Below are 17101 nucleotides of genomic sequence, written 5' to 3'. Positions count from 1 at the left end.
ATTTAAATGATGGTTTCTCATAAACCCTCGGACGTGTTGCCGGGAGCACGCCGCACTCGAACAGTTGCTCGAGGTTAACTGAACTTCTGCACCGTCACGTCGAGCGTGTCCAGATCGACGATCGGTGCGTAGCCGGAGTCGGGATCGATGTTGACGCTCTTCTGGAAATCGGTCTGGGACTGCCAGCACCCCGAGTTGATCGCCAGCACGTTGTGGTACTTGCCGAAGCCGAGTTTGTGGACGTGACCGGTGTGGAAGATGTCCGGCACCTCGTCGATCGTCAAGTAGTCTTTCTCCTCGGGAGCCAGTCGGGTGTGACCGCCGAACTGGGGAGCCACGTGACGCTTTTTCAGCAGCTGGTACATCGCCTTGTGTGGCTCGTCGTAACTCGCCTTCTCGGCCGGCAACTCGGCGATAACCTCGTCCAGACTGACGCCGTGGTACATCAGGACGGAGACGCCCTCGAGCGTGACCACGGAGGGATTGCTCACGATGCGGGCGTCGTGTGCGTCCATGATCCCCCGCAGACGCTCGTCGAATCCCGGCTGGGGCTCGGCGAGGCGAACGGCGTCGTGGTTCCCCGGAATCATCACGATCTCGAGGTCGCCGGGCACCTGCTTCAGGTACTCGTTGAACAGTTCGTACTGGTCGTAGATGTCGACGACGTCGAGTTCTTCGTCCTGATTCGGATAGATACCGACGCCTTCGACCATGTCCCCGGCGATCAGCAGATACTCGACGTGCTGGGCGTCTTCGGTGTGGAGCCAGTCGGTGAACCCGTTCCAGGCGTCGTGCATGAACTCCTGGCTGCCGACGTGAACGTCACTGATGAGTGCGGCCTGCACGTGGCGGTCGGCCGTCGACGGCTTGTGCGTCCGCGGCACGTCGGGGAAGTACATCCCGTCCACGAAGGCGATACCCGAATCGTCAGAGAGCGTCCCCTCCATCGCGATCACCTCGTCACACAACAGTTCCTCGACGAGTTCGGCGTACTCCCGGTCTTTCATCACCAGCCACGGGAACGTACCGGTCGCGTCCTCGAGTTCGACCAGCCAGTGGCCGCTGGCGGTCGAGCGGACGTCGTTGACCAGGCCGACCATCGCCACCTCGCTCCCGCTGGGCATCGACGCAATCGAGGTCGCCGGGCGATGGTTGACCCGCCCCCGGAGTTTCGAACCCAGTCGCTCGAGGCGGTCGCGAAACACTTTCACGAAGTCCTTGTACTCGCCCGTCCCGGTACTCTGGCCGGTCATGTCGTTGGCGATATCGACGACCTGGTGACTGGTATCGATCGGGCCTCTGGTTCCCGCCCCCTTCGTTTCATCTGCAACGACCCCACCATCTGGAGTCGAAGAGGGGATGTCATCTCCAGTTGAAACGGAGGGGTCTTGGCTCGCGGCAGGTGACGACGAATCAGTCCCCGCCGATGGCGGTTCCGAAGGCGTCCCAGAACCGGTATCAGCCGACGATTCCCCGCTCTCGAGCGCCGTTCGAACGTGTTCGGTTCGTAAAACGAGAGCGTCCTCAGGCGCGGTCTCGAGCGCCGCTTCGAGCGTTTTCGAGGGGTGTTCTGCACTCGCGATCAGCGTCACGGCCTCGCGTTCGGCGTTGTAGCCACGGCTCGTGAGTTCGCTCACGATTCTCGCAGGCCCCTCGAGTGGCACGTCAGAGCAATACCGCGGAGTCGATAAAAACGTGGCGAGTCCCCGTTCGCCGGAACAGAAAATTGATTGCCACCCCTCCCAAAGCCGCATGCGATGAGCGGTGACGGCGCGGATGATTCCCCCGAAACGGAGGCTGGCGAGCGCGCCGACCGCACGGAAGAACGCACCACAGGCGACTCGAGCACCGAGCAAAGCGACTCGAGGACGACCGATGACGGCCGCGTCACCGACGAGAGGCCGGTGACCGACACCGGTCCAGACGAACGGACCACCGACAGTTCGGACGACACTGCCCAGGAGAGAAACGACGATCCCGAAACCACCGACCAACCGGGCGATGGGACGACGCCTCCCGAAAACGAGACCGAACAGTCAGACGACCTCGAGGAGACAGCTGATTCGGCGTGGGCAGAGGAACGGTCGCCAAGTCGCGACGGCCGAGACAGCGAGTCAGCCGCAACTGACCGACCGAACGGGGATGCCTCGGGTGCGCCCGAGAGAACCGTTGCTGAACGGCCGGATGCACCAGCCGACTCGTCGGCGCCCCCTCGTCCACGCCCTGAACGAGAAAAACCCGACGTAACCATCGAAGACGACGGCGTCATCCGGTGGTTTCTCAAGACGAACGACGGAACGGTCGTCGCCGTTCGCGATATTCTGAGTAGCGTGGCGCTGGTCGCCGTCATCGGCTTGATTCTCTTTGGCGTCAGCGGCATCTGGCCACCGCTAGTGGCCGTCGAAAGCGGGAGCATGGAGCCGAATATGGAGATCGGCGACATGATCTTCGTCGTCGCTCCCGACCGCTTCGTTGGCGACGACCCGACCGGCGATACCGGCGTCGTCACCCTCGAGAACGGCGAAGAAAGTGGGCACGACAAGTTCGGCAAACCAGGCGACGTCATCATCTTCCTCCCGAACGGGCAGAACCACCAAACGCCGGTTATCCATCGCGCCCACTTCTGGGTCGAAGAAGGCGAGAACTGGGTCGACGAGCAGGCGAACCCGGACTACGTCAACGGCGCGAGTTGTGCCGAAATCTACACCTGCCCAGCTCCGCACGCCGGCTTCATCACCAAGGGGGATGCGAACAGCGGCTACGACCAGGTCACCCGCAGCGTCGGCGCCGATACGAGCGTCGTCAAACCAGAGTGGACCACCGGCAAGGGCATGTTCCGGATTCCGTGGCTCGGCCACGTCCGACTGCTTTTCGAGCGGATCATCCCAACGATGCTCGGGCTCGGTTCCTCGAGTCTGTTCACGCCGAACCCCCTGCTCGCCGGGTTCCTCGGCGCAGTGAGTTTCGCTGGGGTACACCAGTGGCACGCTCGTCCGTGAACGACCGACGCGAGTGAAATCCCCTCGAGTTGAACATGCTCGATTGAGAACCCTCGAGTTCCGAGTGCAGGCTCAAATATCTCGTCTGACGAAGAGAGCGATCGCGAGTCCGACCAACACGACGAACGCGAGGAGCAAAATCCCTGCATCCACAAACGCGTACTCCTCGTGCACCAGGATGGCGGTTTCGTCGTAGTATCGGGTCGGCGCAATCGCCCCGACCCACTCGTAATCCTCATTCAGCGTGGAGACGGCCTCGAGCAGCCAGAGGAACACGACGAGACTCAGGGCGACGGCTCGGGCGCGGCGAGCACGGTCGGCGAGCACGGAGACGACGAGACCCAGAGCCGCACAGACCAGCAGGTAGGGCACACTGAGCAAATGAACCATCGCCACGGCAACGGGATTCATCGCTTCGCCGATGACGACCGACCCAACGTAGACGATGAGCGCCACGCCGACGTTCAACACCACCAGCGGTACCCACAGCGCACCGATCTTCTGCACCACGATAGACTCCCTCGAGACGGGGTTCGACAGCGTCAGATCCATTCGCCGACTGTCGACATCTGCAGCGATCATGTTCGCCCCCATGTACGCGAAGTAGACCCCGATCAGGACGACCCAGAAAAACGAGTACATCTCCGCCGCGATGAAGCCCTCGACGGTGTGGAGGGCATCGATACCGAAGAACTCGAACATCCACTCGGGAAAGGCCTCAGCGATCGCTTCGGCGTCGTCGGCGAATCCGGGATAGACGGAGAAGTAAAACGCGGCCAGGACGGCGAACACGCCGGTCAAGACGAGCAGGCTTCGAACTCGCTTGCGTGATTCGACGCGCAAAATGGCGGTCATCAGATATCCCTCCGAACGAAGTACACGGTCGCAATAGCGAGCAGGACGACGAACGTCACCAGCAAAATCGCGGCATCGCCGAATGCGTACTCCTCGTGGATGAGAATCGCGGCGGGGTCGTAGTACCGACTCGGCGTGAGGTCACCCACCCACTCGAGGTCCGGGTCCATCTCCGAGAGTCCGTCGAGCAGCCAGAGCATAAACACGGCACCGAGACCGGCAGCCTGCGCGCTCGTCACCCGGTCGAGGACGACAGACATGAGGACGCCGATAGCAGCACAGACGAGCAAGTACGGGACCGAAAGCAGGTGGGCCATCGCCAGGGCGACAGGATCGATCGACTCCTCGAGGACGAACGATCCGGCGTACAACAAAACGAACAATCCGACGTTGATAGCGACCAGTGGCACCCATATCGCTCCGATCTTCTGGAGGACGATCGACTCACGCGAAACCGGATTCGACAGGAGCAAGTCCATCCGACGCTCTCGAATGTCTCCCGCAATCATCCCGCCACCGAGGTAAGCGAAGTAGATGCCGAGAAAGAGCGTCCAGATGAACGGAAACATGTACGATCCAAGAAAGCCCTCGAGCGTGTGTAACTCCTCGAATCCGAACAGACCGGCGACGTGCTCGGGGAAGGCCTGCTCGATGGTTTCGGCTTCGGCAGCCATCCCGGGAAAGACCGCGAGCATGAACACCACGAGTAGCCCGAAGACGCCGGTCAAGACGAGCGTCCCGCGAACCAGGTTTCGTGACTCCATTCGGACGATTGCGGTCATGACTCCTCCGAGATGGGGTCCTCGCCGTAATAGTGTTTGAAGATGTCGTCGAGTTGCGGGTCCCCGATGTCGACGTCCCGGACCTCGAACTCGACGAGGTGCTCGAGCAGTCGCTGTGGCTCGCCCGTATACGTGAACTGGGCGGTGCTGTCGATCAGTTCGACGTCGATCATCGACTCGGTCACGAACCGCTCTTCGACCACCGGTTCTCCGAGGTGCACCCGAACGCGTTTACCGCCGCGAGAGAGCAACGCCTCGATGTCCTCGAGGGCAACCAGTTCGCCCGACCGGATGATCCCAACCCTGTCGGCGATTCGCTGGACTTCGCTGAGAACGTGTGATGAGAAGAAGATGGTCTTGCCGGCGTCACACTCGGCTTCGAGAAACCGATGGAGGCGATCCTGTTTGAGCGGGTCGAGGCCGGACGTCGGCTCGTCCATGATGACGAGGTCAGGGTCGTGCATGAACGCCTGGACGATACCGAGCATTCGCCGGTTCCCGGCGGAGTAGGTCTCGATTGACTGGTCCAGCGGTGGCGTGAACAACTCGAGCAGTTCCTCACGACGCTCGTCGCCTCGCATCCGGGCGAAATAGTCCAGTGCCTGGCGGCCAGTCAATCGGTCGTCGAAGCCAAGCGTATCCGGCAGATACCCGACGTTCGCCTTGGCTTCGGTGAGCGCTCGCCGGTCACGGATATCCGCGCCGAGAACCGTCGCCGTCCCCGCCGTCGGCTTGATGAGACCGAGCAAGAGACGAATCGTCGTCGTTTTGCCAGCCCCGTTCGGGCCGAGGTAGCCGAACACCTCCCCCGACTCGACGTCGAAGGTGACGCCGTCGTTGGCCGCGATATCGCCGTAGCGCTTGGTGAGCCCCTCGAGGTGAATTACTGACACACGCTAACAACGTAGAAAGATTACATAAATATGGGTGACAACACCCATCTGAAGGGAGAGCAAAATAGGCAACGGAACCGAATCAGTTCTCGAAACGAGCCTGAACGAACGGCTGGACGTCGTCGATGTCAGAGAGACGCGAGTCAGAGATCAACACGGCTTCAGTTTCCTCGAGCGGGACCGAGAGGCTGATCTCTTTGGTTCGGCCGTACCGACCTTTCGAGACGACGACGGCGTTGACGATACCGAGCATGTCGAGTTCGCTGATGAGGTCGGTCACGCGCCGTTGTGTCAGAATGTCCGCGTCAATCTCGTCACACAGGCGCTTGTAAATGTTGAATACCTCACCCGTGTTGATGCTGTGAACGCCGTTTTTCTCCAGTGAGATGATAGCAAAGAGGACGAGTTTGCTCTGAGTCGGTAGTGTCCGAACGACCTCGACCACGCGATCGAGTTCGATCTTATCCTGGGCCTGTCGGACGTGTTCTTCGACGATCGTTTCCGATTGAGAGCGCTCGGCGAGTTCGCCCGCCGTGCGAAGCAAGTCGAGGGCACGCCGTGCGTCACCGTGTTCCTGGGCGGCAAAGGCCGCACACAGCGGGATGACGTCGGGCGACAGGGCTTCGCCTTTGAACGCGACCTCCGATCGGTGCTGAAGGATGTCCCGCAACTGATTGGCGTCGTACGGCGGGAAGACGATCTCTTCCTCGCCGAGGCTCGATTTGACTCGCGGGTCGAGAAAGTCGGTGAACTTCAGATCGTTCGAAATGCCGATGATCGAGACACGGGAGTTCTGCAATTCGGAGTTCATCCGCGAGAGATTATAGAGCGTGTCGTCACCCGATTTCTCGACCAGTTTGTCGATTTCGTCGAGCATGATCACGACGACGCGCTCGGAGTAATCGACCGCATCGAAAAAGACGCTATACACCCGGTCGGTCGGCCACCCGGTCATCGGTACCTCCTCGAAGTTGTCCCGGTCTTCCTCGAGTGACTCGATTCGCTCGTCGATCTCTTCGACGGTAGTCGGCCCGTCGGTAAGCGGATCCTCGTTCGTCTCATCCTCCCCGTCGGTATCCACACCTTCGGCCGCGCCCGACGATTCGAGAGACGGTGGGAACTCCTCTTCTTCGGACTCGAGCAGTTCGCGCCGGGTCTCGAGCGTCTCTATCTTGTCGTCGATACGGCGCTCGTTTTCCTCGATGAACTTGTTTGCGAGCTGTGCGAGGACGCGATACTGAGTGTCGGTTACCTCGCAGTTGATGTACTCGACGTCACAGGGGACGCTATATTTTTTCGAGGTGCTCTCGAGTTCCTTGCTGACGAACTTCGCACTGGCCGTCTTGCCGGTTCCCGTCTTGCCGTAGATGAGAATGTTCGAGGGCGTCTCCCCGCGGAGCGCGGCGACGAGGATCGTCGCCATCTTGTTGATCTGGTCGCTCCGGTGTGGGAGTTCGTGTGGTGTATACGACGGGCGCAACACTTCCTTGTTTTCGAAAATCGGTTCCCCACTGAGCAGGTCGTCAAACAGGCCCTGGTTCGACTCCTCGTCACCGTCAATCCCCTCGAACCTTGCCGCAAAGCCCGCGGGCGTGCTCGGTGAGCGATCCGCAGCGTTCCCCGAACCTGTCGTATCTGAGTCCTCGTCTGACATTCGTCGTACGCATACCCCATCGTTTCGTGTGGAACGCACCCTCGAGAACGCCGAATTCGGGAATCAGCTGCCGTATTGGCGACGTTGTGCGTTCAGTGTGTTCACGACCGATTCCAGTTGATGCAAACGAACCAGAGGAACACGGAGGTAATAAACGCTTCCCTTCAATCCGAGTGAATCTTCGACGTCAACACCGCTTCGACGGACCGGGAACGGTTTTCGATTGCTGTGGAGAAGCCCATATAACGACCCCGAGAACCTGGAATTCCCTCGATAAGTAGGTGCACAGATCCGGGGGATCGAACGTCCGATACGTCTCGAGTGGCGGCAAATCCTACCAACACAGCTCTCACACGCGCAGGAAGACACCGGAAGACCACCGCTTCACATGGAACAACTGGACAGTCTGCCGGACACGTATATACTGGGAGGGCGTACCCGCCAACGAGATGAAACCGGTTCGTGTGGCTATCGGGGGACTCACAGCCCTCTGTGTCGGACTCATTGCACTCCCGCTGTTGTACGCCTTTCCGATCGCTGGTGTCGGTTCGTTGCCGATGGTAAGCGACGATCGGGCGTTCGACCTCGTTATGCTAACACCGGTGTTGTTGCCGATCGCAATTATCTCGGCCGTCGGCCTCATTAGTTTCGAGTACGTCATTCGCGGCTCGAGCGACCGTGGAGAGAGCGTGGCCAGCGGAGTTGCCGATCGCTCGACCGGAGTTCGTACTGAAGGCGACGAATCAGAGTGGACGGCCTCACAGAGCGATCCCCTCGAGGTACTCAAAGAGAGCTACGCCACCGACGAGATCACTCACGAGGAGTACGAACGACGGCTACAGGTGTTACTCGACGTGGACAGCAGCGACGAACTGCAACAGCGACTCGAGGAGGTGACCAATGACGCTCGGACCCGGTGAGTCCCGTCGTCGGACGCTCGGCATCGTCGGACTGGTGTCCATGTTTATGCTTCCGGTGGTGTTGTTTCCGCTGTTCTGGTTCGTTCCGAGCGCACGCTTTTATGCAGGTCTGCTTGTGCCGCTGTTCATCGTGTTCGTCATCGTGGTACTCGTCTCGAGTGTCGGCACGCTGTCGAGCACGACTGTCGAAGGAACCGACCGAACGGACGACCGCGTCGAGGCCCTCAAGCGCCAGTATGCGAGCGGCGAGATCGACGAGTTCGAGTTCAAGCAGCAACTCGAGACCGGGGACCCGGAGGTCGAACGCGGTTTCGAACGGGGCGCGACGACGTCCACCACCGAGTGGGCTACGAGCGAAACGCCAGAAGAGCGGCTCAGACGACGCTATGCGGCGGGCGAACTGGACGAAAAGGAGTTTCGTCGACGGTTAGCCGTCCTCGATGAGACGGCTACCGAGCGCGCCGAGGCCGGAGAGCCCTGAGCCGAACGAGGCGTGGCGATCACCCACCAGCGCTGGCTCCCAGAAAACGCACCCCTCTCACTCGAGCGTTCTGAGACCGGTCTGCGGTGGCAAAAAGTACCTCGCCCCCTCGTCGGTCACCTCGAGGAGTTCCTCCTGTCCGAGATACCCCCACTCCGTTTCGACGCCCAACTCGAGCGTGTACACCTCGCCTGCCGACACCGTTCGCTCGGGTCGGTCGCCGTAGCGGTCCCACCGTGGCCCCAGCAGCGGTCCGGCATCGTGGGCGTTCCGGCCGACGGTGTGGCCGGCTGCGTGTTCGAACGCCGACCATCCACGGTCGGTGATCGCCTTCCGGACCGCGGCGTCGACCTCGTGGCCGGGCACGCCAGGTTCGAGGACGGCTTTCCCGGCCTCGATTGCGGCCCGCACGTCGTCGAACGCGGCCTGTAAGTCGGCTGGTGGCGCCTCGTCTTCGTGGGAACGGTAGTACAATCGCTGGATGTCCGATGCATACCCCTCGTAGCGCACCCCGAAATCGACGTGCAACACTTCGCCCGGTGGCACCGTTCGGTCACCCGGATGGGTGTGCCCGACGGGGGCCGCCGCACCCGCATCGACGGCTGGGCAGCCGTCCCAGCTCCAGGCGCTCTCGAGGCCGTCCTCGCGCATTCGGTCGTGGAGGAAATCCGCGAAACGGGCTTCGGTCCAGTCGGGTTCCCACGCCTCGACCGCCTCCGCAAGCAACTCCTCGGTCAGTTCGGCCGCGCGTTTCATCCGTGTCCGCTCGAGGTCGGTCAGCGAGTGGCGGAGAGAGCCCATAACCGGCGCGCTCGACTCGAAGCGCCCCGGATAGTCGGTTCCCTCGAGGAGCGAACAGAGTCGCCGATACATGCCGTGGGTCAGTCCGTCTGCCACCTGTTCGTTTTCGGCGTAGTTGACGGCGATTCGATCGGGGTCGAGCGCCTCGAGCGTGTCCCGAAGCGGGTCGCGTATCGATTCGTCGTACGTGTGGACCTCGTAGCGACCGACCGCCTCGACGGGGTCGGCGTCGTAGCGACCGACGATCGCGTGGTGATCGCCGCTAGCGGTGACGAGAAAGGCGCTCTCCCAGACGACGTCCGCGCCGAGAATCAGCGCCAGCGCCGGTTCGGGTATTTCACTCGTCTCGCGGGCGAAGGTGAGCCAGCAGTCGATATCGAGCGCCTCGAGTCTCGACTCGGCCTGATCCAGTTTCGTTTCCACCAGTTCGACGGTCTCCGCGTCCATACGGACAGCTCACAGCGATTACAGAAATCGATTGTGGGTGCCCGGTTTCACGCACGGAGACCGGGGACTCGAGTGGTGCCCTACAACTGGGAATCATCGATCGGTTTCGTGTACCACCAGGCCCACGCGACCAGCACGGCCTGGAACGGCAATCGAACCAGCGCGACGAGTCGAGCGAGGCGTGCCACTCTCGGTGGTAAGTCCTCATCGAGAACGTCACTCGTCGCGATGTGGACGTTCGCGGGAAACACCGCAATCAGGAGCGCGACGATTCCCCAGGCCGACACCTGTCTCGTTCGTCGACACAACACGCCAACCCCCAGGACAATTTCGATGATGCCGGAGAGATACACTAGCTCGAGCGGTCGCGGAAACTGCGGTGGGACGGCACGTTCGAACGGCTTCGGAGCGAGAAAGTGGGCGACACCGGCAACGAGATACACGGTGCTCATGACGTACAGCAGCGGTCGCTTGTACCGGTCGAGTGAACGGCTCATCGGGTGAGAAATCTGCTGCCCGCCACATGAGCGTTCGGCCTACCGTTGTCGCTCGAGAGGGTAAATACACCGTCAGTGTTCGACCGACTGTATCGTCGACAACGTTACCTGCAGGTAACCGTTCCGTTACTTTTCGGTCACCGAAAAGATATCGTATGTCCGTCTTTCTTACCAGTATGCACGGACGTTCAGGTGTTTTGACGGGGAGTAGTGTTCGTACTGTCGAGAGGTTTACATGAGTGTCGGGGGCCGACACCCGAACTCGAAAACAGTACTTCTGTTGGTAGCCGGCTGTCTCCTGGCTGTCGGCCTGGCCGGCGTCGTGGTCGCGGACGCGGCTTCCAACCCGCCGAGCGCCGACCCCGCCAGTATCGAAGACGGACTGCTCGAGGCCGACGGCGAACAGACTGTACTGGTCGTCTTCGATTCGACCCTGGTAACGGCCGACCCCGCAGATGTCGCTGCCCGACAGGAACAGACGGCTCGCACACAGCAACCCCTGCTGACGTACGCGGAAGCGAACCCGGCCGTGACCGTCGACCGGCAGTTCTGGATACGGAACGTCGTCGTCCTCACCGTCGACCTCGAGCACACCACGCTCGAGCCGATTGCGGCGCTCGAGGGCGTCGAAGCCGTTCGGGAGAACGGCCACCTCAAGGGTGAGTCAGTGACGTTCGGACCGGCGACGACCGGCGTGGCCGATTCGAGCACCGCGAACGCCGTTTCAGGGACCCAGCGTGCAGGTGAGATCGAGGCCTCCTACGGATTGAATCAGATCAACGCGCCGGACGTCTGGACGGAGTACGGCACCCGTGGCGAGGGAATCACTGTGGGCGTCCTCGACAGCGGCGTCGACCCGAGCCACCCTGACATCGAAATCGCCGGCTGGGCCGACTGGGACGTCGACGGGACACCTCGAGACACCGACCCACAGGATTACGACGTCCAGCGGGAACCGAGCGGCCACGGCACCCACGTCGCCGGAACGATCATCGCCGAGGACCGAAGCGGTATCCACCTCGGAGTCGCTCCCGACGTCGACCTGCTCGTGGGTGCGGCGCTGACCGACTGTGACGCAAGCGGCTGTGACGCCCGCGAGGCCCAGATTCTGGCCGGCCTCGAGTGGGCCGTCGAGCAAGAGCTGGACGTCCTCACGATCAGTATCGGACTCGACACCAAGGCAGGACAGTTCATCGAGCCGATTCGAAACGCCGAGGCCGCCGGCACACTCGTCATCGCGTCGGTCGGTAACGAGGGGCTGGGGACCAGTAGCGCCCCGGGCAACGAGTACGACACCGTCAGCGTCGGGGCCTCGGATGCCTGGGGCGAAATTCTGGACATGTCCGGCGGTGAAGTCGTCTTCACCGACCTCGAGTGGAGCGACCCACCCGAAGACTGGCCGGAGACCTACGTCCTGCCGACGGTGTCGGCACCGGGCTGGGACATCCCGAGCGCCGTCGTTGGCGGCCAGTACTCCCGCGCCTCTGGAACGAGTTTCGCCGCCCCGCACGTCGCCGGCGGTGCAGCACTCCTGCAGGCGGCGACCGACGAACACCTGACGCCGGCCGAACTCGAGGCCGCCCTGATCGAGACGGCAGGGAAACCCGACGGCAAGAACGAAAACCAGGACGTCCGGTACGGACACGGCATCATCAACGTCTACGCCGCCGTCGAACTGGTCGCCGAGGGCGACCTCGAGGTCGACGACGGGGACGGTGACACGAGCGGCGACGGTGACGGACCCGACGGGGACTCGAGCGACGCCGACGACTCGAGTACCGACGACGCAAGCGACACCGACGAGCCGGGTGACGGCGATCAGGAACACGACAGCGACGGAACGACTGACGATGCTACGGATGGTGACACGACGAGCGATGACGGTGCTGGGCCAGTAGCCGACGACCAACGTGAAGATTCGAGCGACGACCAGGGTGATGGAACGGCAGCACTCGAGGACGACGAAAGCCCAGGTTTCGGTATCGGTCTCGCAATTGGAACGCTCGTACTCGTTGGCGTACTCGGGGCGAGAAAACGGCGTCAGACTCGAGTTTCCTGAACGTGGACGGAGAGCGTACCGTTTCGCTCTGGTGGCCAAACACCCTTGATTTGGATTGTGTAGCTGTTTGGTAGTGTATTACTACTCAAGGGAATCCAGCGATCGTAGCCATGTTGGCGAATCTCGAGACCCAGTCGCTGCCCGGGATCTGGTCTTCGGCCGCATCCCTGATCACGTCCGAAGCCGTGCCACCGGCGACACCGCCAAGGCCGGCCATTCCAGGACCAGTCGACGGGTCGCCGCCACTGATGCTTCCCACGATAGCCGTGACCTTCGCATACAGATCAGCAAGGTGGGCGTAGTAGGCGGCGACCACGCCGAGTGCCGCACCACCTGTTTTCGAGAGCAGATTGGCCTCCTCGAGGACGTCCAGGTAGAGATCGAGTGCCGCCTCAGCCCGATCGCGGTCCTGCATGGAAGCCAGCCGCCGCCGACGAACTGCCCCGCCGGTTCCGTCAGGCATGATGCCGAGTAACGTGCCGGTTCGACGATTGACGTTCCACATGGCGTACGATGAACCGTCTCTCGGAGCGAGTTGATAGCTTCGACGGTCCAACCCAGCGTGTCGTCGGAGGTCCTCGTACTGATCCCGATCGGCCTCATACTCGTCGAGGTCATCGGTGTCGGCGAGCGGGCTCCCCTCGAGCAGGCTGAGTGTCGAGGAGTCGAACCGTGCGTCTTCCATGATCGACATCCGGGCCGTGCGCTCGAGCGTCCGATAGAAGCCTTCGTCCGGGTCCTCCGTCGCCGTCGTCGCCCGCGAAATCGGGAGAATGTCGAGCGATTCCTCGAGGTCGAGATTCCCGTTTTCGATCACGGGTTTGACCTGGTAGGCGACCGTACGCGGCCCCAGGAAGTAGGTCAGTCCGTCCTCGTTCTGGCGGTTGGGAAGCGGTGTCTGGACGAACAGCGGGTCCCAGGCCACCTCCATTCGTCCTTTCTTGTAGACCGCCAGCAGTTCGTGGAACTCCTCGTCTGTCATCTCACCCGAGGCGTCGGCACCGATCTCCTCGACCAGAGCGTGGAGTTCCCGATAGGAGTGACGCGCCTGCATCATATCGTCGAGCAGGACCGACAGCGGGACGCCGTCCCCCTCGAAGGAGATGTCGACGCCACCGAGCATCGCCATCTTCGTATCTCGAGCGAAGTCCGCCAGCCCCGGCATGCCGAAGCCGGCTTCCTCGTCCGGGTCGTCGCTGTAGGGGTCCCAGCTGTCGTCCTGTAAGGGGTCCCAGCCACCCAGCGTTCGCGTGACCGAGTGGCCGTCGTACTCGACGGTCAGGTAGAGGCCGACTAACGAGCGAATCACTCCCGTCGAGCCACTGGTCTCGTAGCTCGTGGTCGCATCGGCGACAGCCGTCACGTCTGGCGGTTCGGTTTCGTCGTCGTTCCCAGTGTCTGCATCTGCGTCGTCACCGGTTGTCTCGTCCTCTGTGCCCGGTTCCGCACCGATTGACAGTTCGACCTCACGAGTCCCCAGTCCGTCGTCGGGAACGTGATAGTCGAACCGATAGGTCGGTACCGATTCGACCACGTCGTCGACTGCCTCCGCGACCCGCTCACGAACCAGTTGCCAGTCACCCATCGGCGCGACCGTCGCGCCCGTCAACTCCGCCTGGTGTAAGACGACTTCGTCTTCGACCGGGGCCGACTCGTCGTACGCACTGAGCAATACTGTGCGTGGCGCCACCTCGAACAGCGGGTCTGCCCGCTCGTCGTAGGAGTTCGCCGGCTGGCCGTCGTGTGCGAACACGATGAGGTCGGGATTGTCGGCGATCGCATCGGGCAAGTGCGTCCACATCGCCGAGTCCACGTACCGGCGTTCGATGGTCGCCCCCGGAGCCGTCTCCACCATCAGCGCCTCGAGTTCGTCGTACTTCTCGTCGTCCGTCGCTGCGTCGACCCCTCGACCCATACTGCCGGACTCGTCTATCACATACAGGATTTTCGGCACCGGTCGCGTGTCGACGAGACTCGGGTGTACTATCTGGCCCTCGTCCGTTGCCGAAAACACCGGCCCGGGAAGGCCAGCGACGTGATCGCCGCTCGAATCCAGCACTGTCGCCTCGAGACGAATTCTCGGATAGTTGGTCGAATCAGCGTCGACCTCGACTGACTCGATCGTCTCGAGGTCGGGAACGTCGTCGGGGTCGAAAAACACCTGGCCGTCTTTCATAATGCGTTCGCTCGAGAACACGACCTCGCCGTCTTTGAATTCGAAATCGGCCGACAGGCGGTCGCCCGAGAGCGTAATCATGTCACCGAACTCGCTGAGTTCGGCTTGTTCGGCGTCGGTCATATCCGGCCCCTGGAGGGTGAGCGACGGGGTGAACATATTCATGTCGTCGATGCCAACCGTCGGGAACTCGACCGGGTCGGTCAGCGTCGGCGTCCGAACGAGGAGTTGTCGTCCGACGAGGTCCGGCACCGCCCACTCACCCGAGACGAGTTCGAACGGTTCCTCGATGGTATTCGAGGTCGCCGCCGAGAGCGTAACCCGAACCGTCTCGACGTCCGTCTCCGGTTCCTCGATGCGGTTGTCATCACCAATCACTCCAAACGGCACGTCTCCGAAGAGGTTCGCATAGTACCGGTTCTGGTCGTCGTCGAACACCTCGACGACCGGTATCGACTGGCTCGAGGACCGAGCGGAGTTCCATCGCCAGTCGAACTCGCTCGGCCCGCTACGACTCTCCGATGGCTCCGCCGGTAACAGGTCTCGGAGCGAATCCGCGAGCGCCAGACTGTCACCACCACCCTCGTCGACGACCGTCATGTCTTCCGCCGGTTCTCGCTCGAGGCGGTCGGCCCACGCCTCGAGTTGCTCGTCGGTGATGTCAGGTTCGTCCTCGACTGCTGGCGTCTGCAGCCACTGTGTGCGGATTTCCTCGGCAGTCAGCCCCTGCTCCTCGCGGTCGACCCTCGTCTCACGAACCGTCGCCGAGTAGCCAGCCTGGTGATAGAGGTTCGCGAGTGCCTCAGCTTTGTCACGTGGCGTTCCCATCCCACACCGAAGTGCGCCCCGGCCGCCCCACCGAAGCACCTCGGCCACGTCGTCGATATCCGACCGAGACGTCGGCACCGTCTGTATCCCGTCTCTGACGAACTCGAACAGTGCCTCGAGGATGTCGACGTCGTCCACAACCGGACCGAGGTCTGGGTCGGGTTCGTCGTCACCGACCGTATCGGATGGTGTCTCGTCGTCGCCGTCTTCCTCGATCTCGTCGTCCGTCACCGCCCCTGGAGATCGCAACGTGGCGGTACCGCCGTAGAACCGGTGACCATCGCTGCTGCCAGCGCCGGCGGTGATCAAAGACACGCCCTCGTCCTCCGAGGTCGATTCCTCGGCTACTCGTGCAGTGACACCGTCGTCGTCTACGGCCGCCGCCCGCCGTTCGTGGCGTTCGTTCGCCCAACCGACGAGCGTCGTTGCCCGGCCTGGGAGATGGTCTGGGCTGGTTCGGAGTCCGTGCTGCATCTCTTCCCAGACGTCGAACGGGAGGTGTTCGTCCGCATCCGCCCCGCTGACGACTCCATCCTCACCGTCGCCACGGAGGTCCGACGGCGAGAACCCGCTTCCGAGCAGGTAGCCGAGGGTCCCAGAGCCGAGGCCAACGGCTGCTCCGCCAAGCACGTTCCGGCGACTCACCGGGAGGCCACCAGCCAGGAGACCATCCGAATCCCCCTCCCCTGCCGATGTCGATGCCGAATCGCGTTGACTCGTGGCTCCGGCATCCGAAGCGCCAGGTTCGTCTCCAGTGTTCACAGCACCCCCAGGTTCGGCCGGGGATTCCTCGTCCGATGTCTCGGCTGTCGAGTCCGCAGCTGGCACTGCGTTCTCGTTCACACCCTCGTCTTCCGAGGCCCCATCCGCACTCGAGTCCGCCGCTTCTGGCGTTGCACCCGCACTCGAGTCCGCTACACCCTGCCGGCCCACATCGCTGTCGTCCCGGTCGTCAGTCATTACACCCCTCAGGGCCGGAGACCGTATGGGTTTTATTTGACTTTCAGGTAAGTTGGTTAGTTACCTCGTGGTAAGTTTGTGGTGAATCTGGAGACCGTTCAACGACACCCGGAGTCCGACCGATAAAAGTGCAGTCACAGCCAGACAGGTCGCGCCCGCCTACCGTTCGGTTGCCGGGCGTGGCTCAGCCTCGAGGTCGACAGACTCCGAGTTGGCCCTGTTTTTCGCGATTGTCTCGAGCGTCCGGCGCTGTGAGTCGTCGTAGGAAGCCCCCAGAGCGATCAGGAAGCCGGTAATTGCGGTGACGACCGCAATCGCGCCGACAGCAACGACCGCAATCGGGAGGATCGACCCCGGAAGCGCCTGTGCTGAGGTCAACAGCGCCACAGCGGTTACCGCCGCGATCAACGCGAGTAATCGGCCGAATCGGCCGGTGTCGAATCCGTCGTCGGCACCGTCGTTGGTGTCGAACAGTTCGTTCAAGATACCGGCGTACTCGTCGTCAGTCGTCGCGTTTCCGAGCGAGTGAATCGAGTGGGCAACCCACAGACCCGCGGTGAAGTTGAGCAGGGCGACGAACGAAACGAGGCCGAGTTGCCCCTCGACGAACAGACCGACCAGAACGGCGTTGGCGAACGCGAGAACCATAAATCCGTGGACGACGAGCGAGCGCGTCCCGAAATCCTCGAGCAGTGATACGTGTGCTAATCTCATACCACTAGTTGGCACGCTGCGGGTATAGCACTGGT

The 17101-nt window shown here is 62.2% G+C and carries 13 protein-coding genes; 4 read left to right on the top strand and 9 right to left on the bottom strand.

Annotated elements, in window-relative coordinates; all coding sequences use genetic code 11:
- Window positions 1-74: 74 nt before the first annotated feature.
- Window positions 75-1664 carry a DNA-directed DNA polymerase II small subunit gene (locus tag NLK60_RS12235; RefSeq protein ID WP_254808055.1) on the bottom strand — a complete coding sequence of 530 codons (1590 nt, stop codon included), beginning with the start codon at window positions 1662-1664 and terminating at the stop codon, window positions 75-77.
- A gap of 93 nt (window positions 1665-1757) precedes the next feature.
- Between NLK60_RS12235 and NLK60_RS12230 the strand changes: the two genes are divergently transcribed.
- The gene (locus NLK60_RS12230; protein ID WP_425499050.1) at window positions 1758-2999 is read left to right on the top strand and encodes a S26 family signal peptidase; all 1242 of its coding nucleotides are present in this window, start codon (window positions 1758-1760) and stop codon (window positions 2997-2999) included.
- 72 nt (window positions 3000-3071) lie between these two features.
- Here NLK60_RS12230 and NLK60_RS12225 read toward each other — a convergent pair whose 3' ends face one another.
- The 4 genes from NLK60_RS12225 to NLK60_RS12210 form a co-directional block, all read right to left on the bottom strand.
- On the bottom strand, window positions 3072-3854 hold the full coding sequence (locus NLK60_RS12225; RefSeq protein WP_254808054.1) for an ABC transporter permease subunit: 783 nt from the start codon (window positions 3852-3854) through the stop codon (window positions 3072-3074).
- Complete coding sequence (locus NLK60_RS12220) at window positions 3854-4636, bottom strand: ABC transporter permease subunit (protein WP_254808053.1); 783 nt, start codon at window positions 4634-4636, stop codon at window positions 3854-3856. The genes NLK60_RS12225 and NLK60_RS12220 overlap by 1 nt, the downstream gene beginning before the upstream one ends.
- Complete coding sequence (locus NLK60_RS12215; protein WP_254808052.1) at window positions 4633-5529, bottom strand: ABC transporter ATP-binding protein; 897 nt, start codon at window positions 5527-5529, stop codon at window positions 4633-4635. Before NLK60_RS12215 ends, NLK60_RS12220 begins: the two co-directional genes overlap by 4 nt.
- Window positions 5530-5611: 82 nt before the next feature.
- Window positions 5612-7183: a Cdc6/Cdc18 family protein gene (locus NLK60_RS12210; RefSeq protein ID WP_254808051.1), complete on the bottom strand. Its 1572-nt coding sequence runs from the start codon at window positions 7181-7183 to the stop codon at window positions 5612-5614.
- Between the two features lie 449 nt (window positions 7184-7632).
- Here NLK60_RS12210 and NLK60_RS12205 point away from each other — a divergent pair, with 449 nt between their 5' ends.
- Entirely contained in the window at window positions 7633-8103 is a 471-nt protein-coding gene (locus NLK60_RS12205; RefSeq protein WP_254808050.1) for an SHOCT domain-containing protein, read from the top strand.
- Window positions 8084-8584, top strand: coding sequence for an SHOCT domain-containing protein (locus NLK60_RS12200; RefSeq protein ID WP_254808049.1), 501 nt, complete (start codon window positions 8084-8086; stop codon window positions 8582-8584). Before NLK60_RS12205 ends, NLK60_RS12200 begins: the two co-directional genes overlap by 20 nt.
- A gap of 57 nt (window positions 8585-8641) precedes the next feature.
- Here the strand turns inward: NLK60_RS12200 and NLK60_RS12195 are convergent, their stop codons facing one another.
- Together NLK60_RS12195 and NLK60_RS12190 are read right to left on the bottom strand one after the other, a co-directional pair.
- A complete protein-coding gene (locus NLK60_RS12195; protein WP_254808048.1) occupies window positions 8642-9832 on the bottom strand; it encodes a M24 family metallopeptidase in 1191 nt (396 codons plus the stop codon).
- Window positions 9833-9912: 80 nt separating this feature from the next.
- Window positions 9913-10329 (bottom strand): DoxX family protein, encoded by a 417-nt coding sequence (locus NLK60_RS12190; RefSeq protein WP_254808047.1) that lies wholly within the window; start codon window positions 10327-10329, stop codon window positions 9913-9915.
- Between the two features lie 235 nt (window positions 10330-10564).
- Here NLK60_RS12190 and NLK60_RS12185 point away from each other — a divergent pair, with 235 nt between their 5' ends.
- On the top strand, window positions 10565-12388 hold the full coding sequence (locus tag NLK60_RS12185; RefSeq protein ID WP_254808046.1) for a S8 family serine peptidase: 1824 nt from the start codon (window positions 10565-10567) through the stop codon (window positions 12386-12388).
- Between the two features lie 85 nt (window positions 12389-12473).
- Here NLK60_RS12185 and NLK60_RS12180 read toward each other — a convergent pair whose 3' ends face one another.
- Complete coding sequence (locus NLK60_RS12180; protein ID WP_254808045.1) at window positions 12474-16352, bottom strand: hypothetical protein; 3879 nt, start codon at window positions 16350-16352, stop codon at window positions 12474-12476.
- Between the two features lie 159 nt (window positions 16353-16511).
- Window positions 16512-17066, bottom strand: coding sequence for a hypothetical protein (locus NLK60_RS12175; protein ID WP_254808044.1), 555 nt, complete (start codon window positions 17064-17066; stop codon window positions 16512-16514).
- Between the last annotated feature and the right edge of the window lie 35 nt (window positions 17067-17101).

It is taken from the genome of Natronosalvus amylolyticus, assembly GCF_024298845.1.
Taxonomy (GTDB): Archaea; Halobacteriota; Halobacteria; order Halobacteriales; family Natrialbaceae; genus Natronosalvus; species Natronosalvus amylolyticus.
This window is presented reverse-complemented; position numbering and strand designations above follow the sequence as displayed.

Coding starts and splice junctions, on each gene's coding strand:
- NLK60_RS12230 (WP_425499050.1), top strand. CDS start 1,758: ATGAGCGGTGACGGCGCGGATGATTCCCCCGAAACGGAGGCTGGCGAG.
- NLK60_RS12225 (WP_254808054.1), bottom strand. CDS start 3,854: ATGACCGCCATTTTGCGCGTCGAATCACGCAAGCGAGTTCGAAGCCTG.
- NLK60_RS12220 (WP_254808053.1), bottom strand. CDS start 4,636: ATGACCGCAATCGTCCGAATGGAGTCACGAAACCTGGTTCGCGGGACG.
- NLK60_RS12210 (WP_254808051.1), bottom strand. CDS start 7,183: ATGTCAGACGAGGACTCAGATACGACAGGTTCGGGGAACGCTGCGGAT.
- NLK60_RS12205 (WP_254808050.1), top strand. CDS start 7,633: ATGAAACCGGTTCGTGTGGCTATCGGGGGACTCACAGCCCTCTGTGTC.
- NLK60_RS12200 (WP_254808049.1), top strand. CDS start 8,084: ATGACGCTCGGACCCGGTGAGTCCCGTCGTCGGACGCTCGGCATCGTC.
- NLK60_RS12195 (WP_254808048.1), bottom strand. CDS start 9,832: ATGGACGCGGAGACCGTCGAACTGGTGGAAACGAAACTGGATCAGGCC.
- NLK60_RS12190 (WP_254808047.1), bottom strand. CDS start 10,329: ATGAGCCGTTCACTCGACCGGTACAAGCGACCGCTGCTGTACGTCATG.
- NLK60_RS12185 (WP_254808046.1), top strand. CDS start 10,565: ATGAGTGTCGGGGGCCGACACCCGAACTCGAAAACAGTACTTCTGTTG.
- NLK60_RS12180 (WP_254808045.1), bottom strand. CDS start 16,352: ATGACTGACGACCGGGACGACAGCGATGTGGGCCGGCAGGGTGTAGCG.
- NLK60_RS12175 (WP_254808044.1), bottom strand. CDS start 17,066: ATGAGATTAGCACACGTATCACTGCTCGAGGATTTCGGGACGCGCTCG.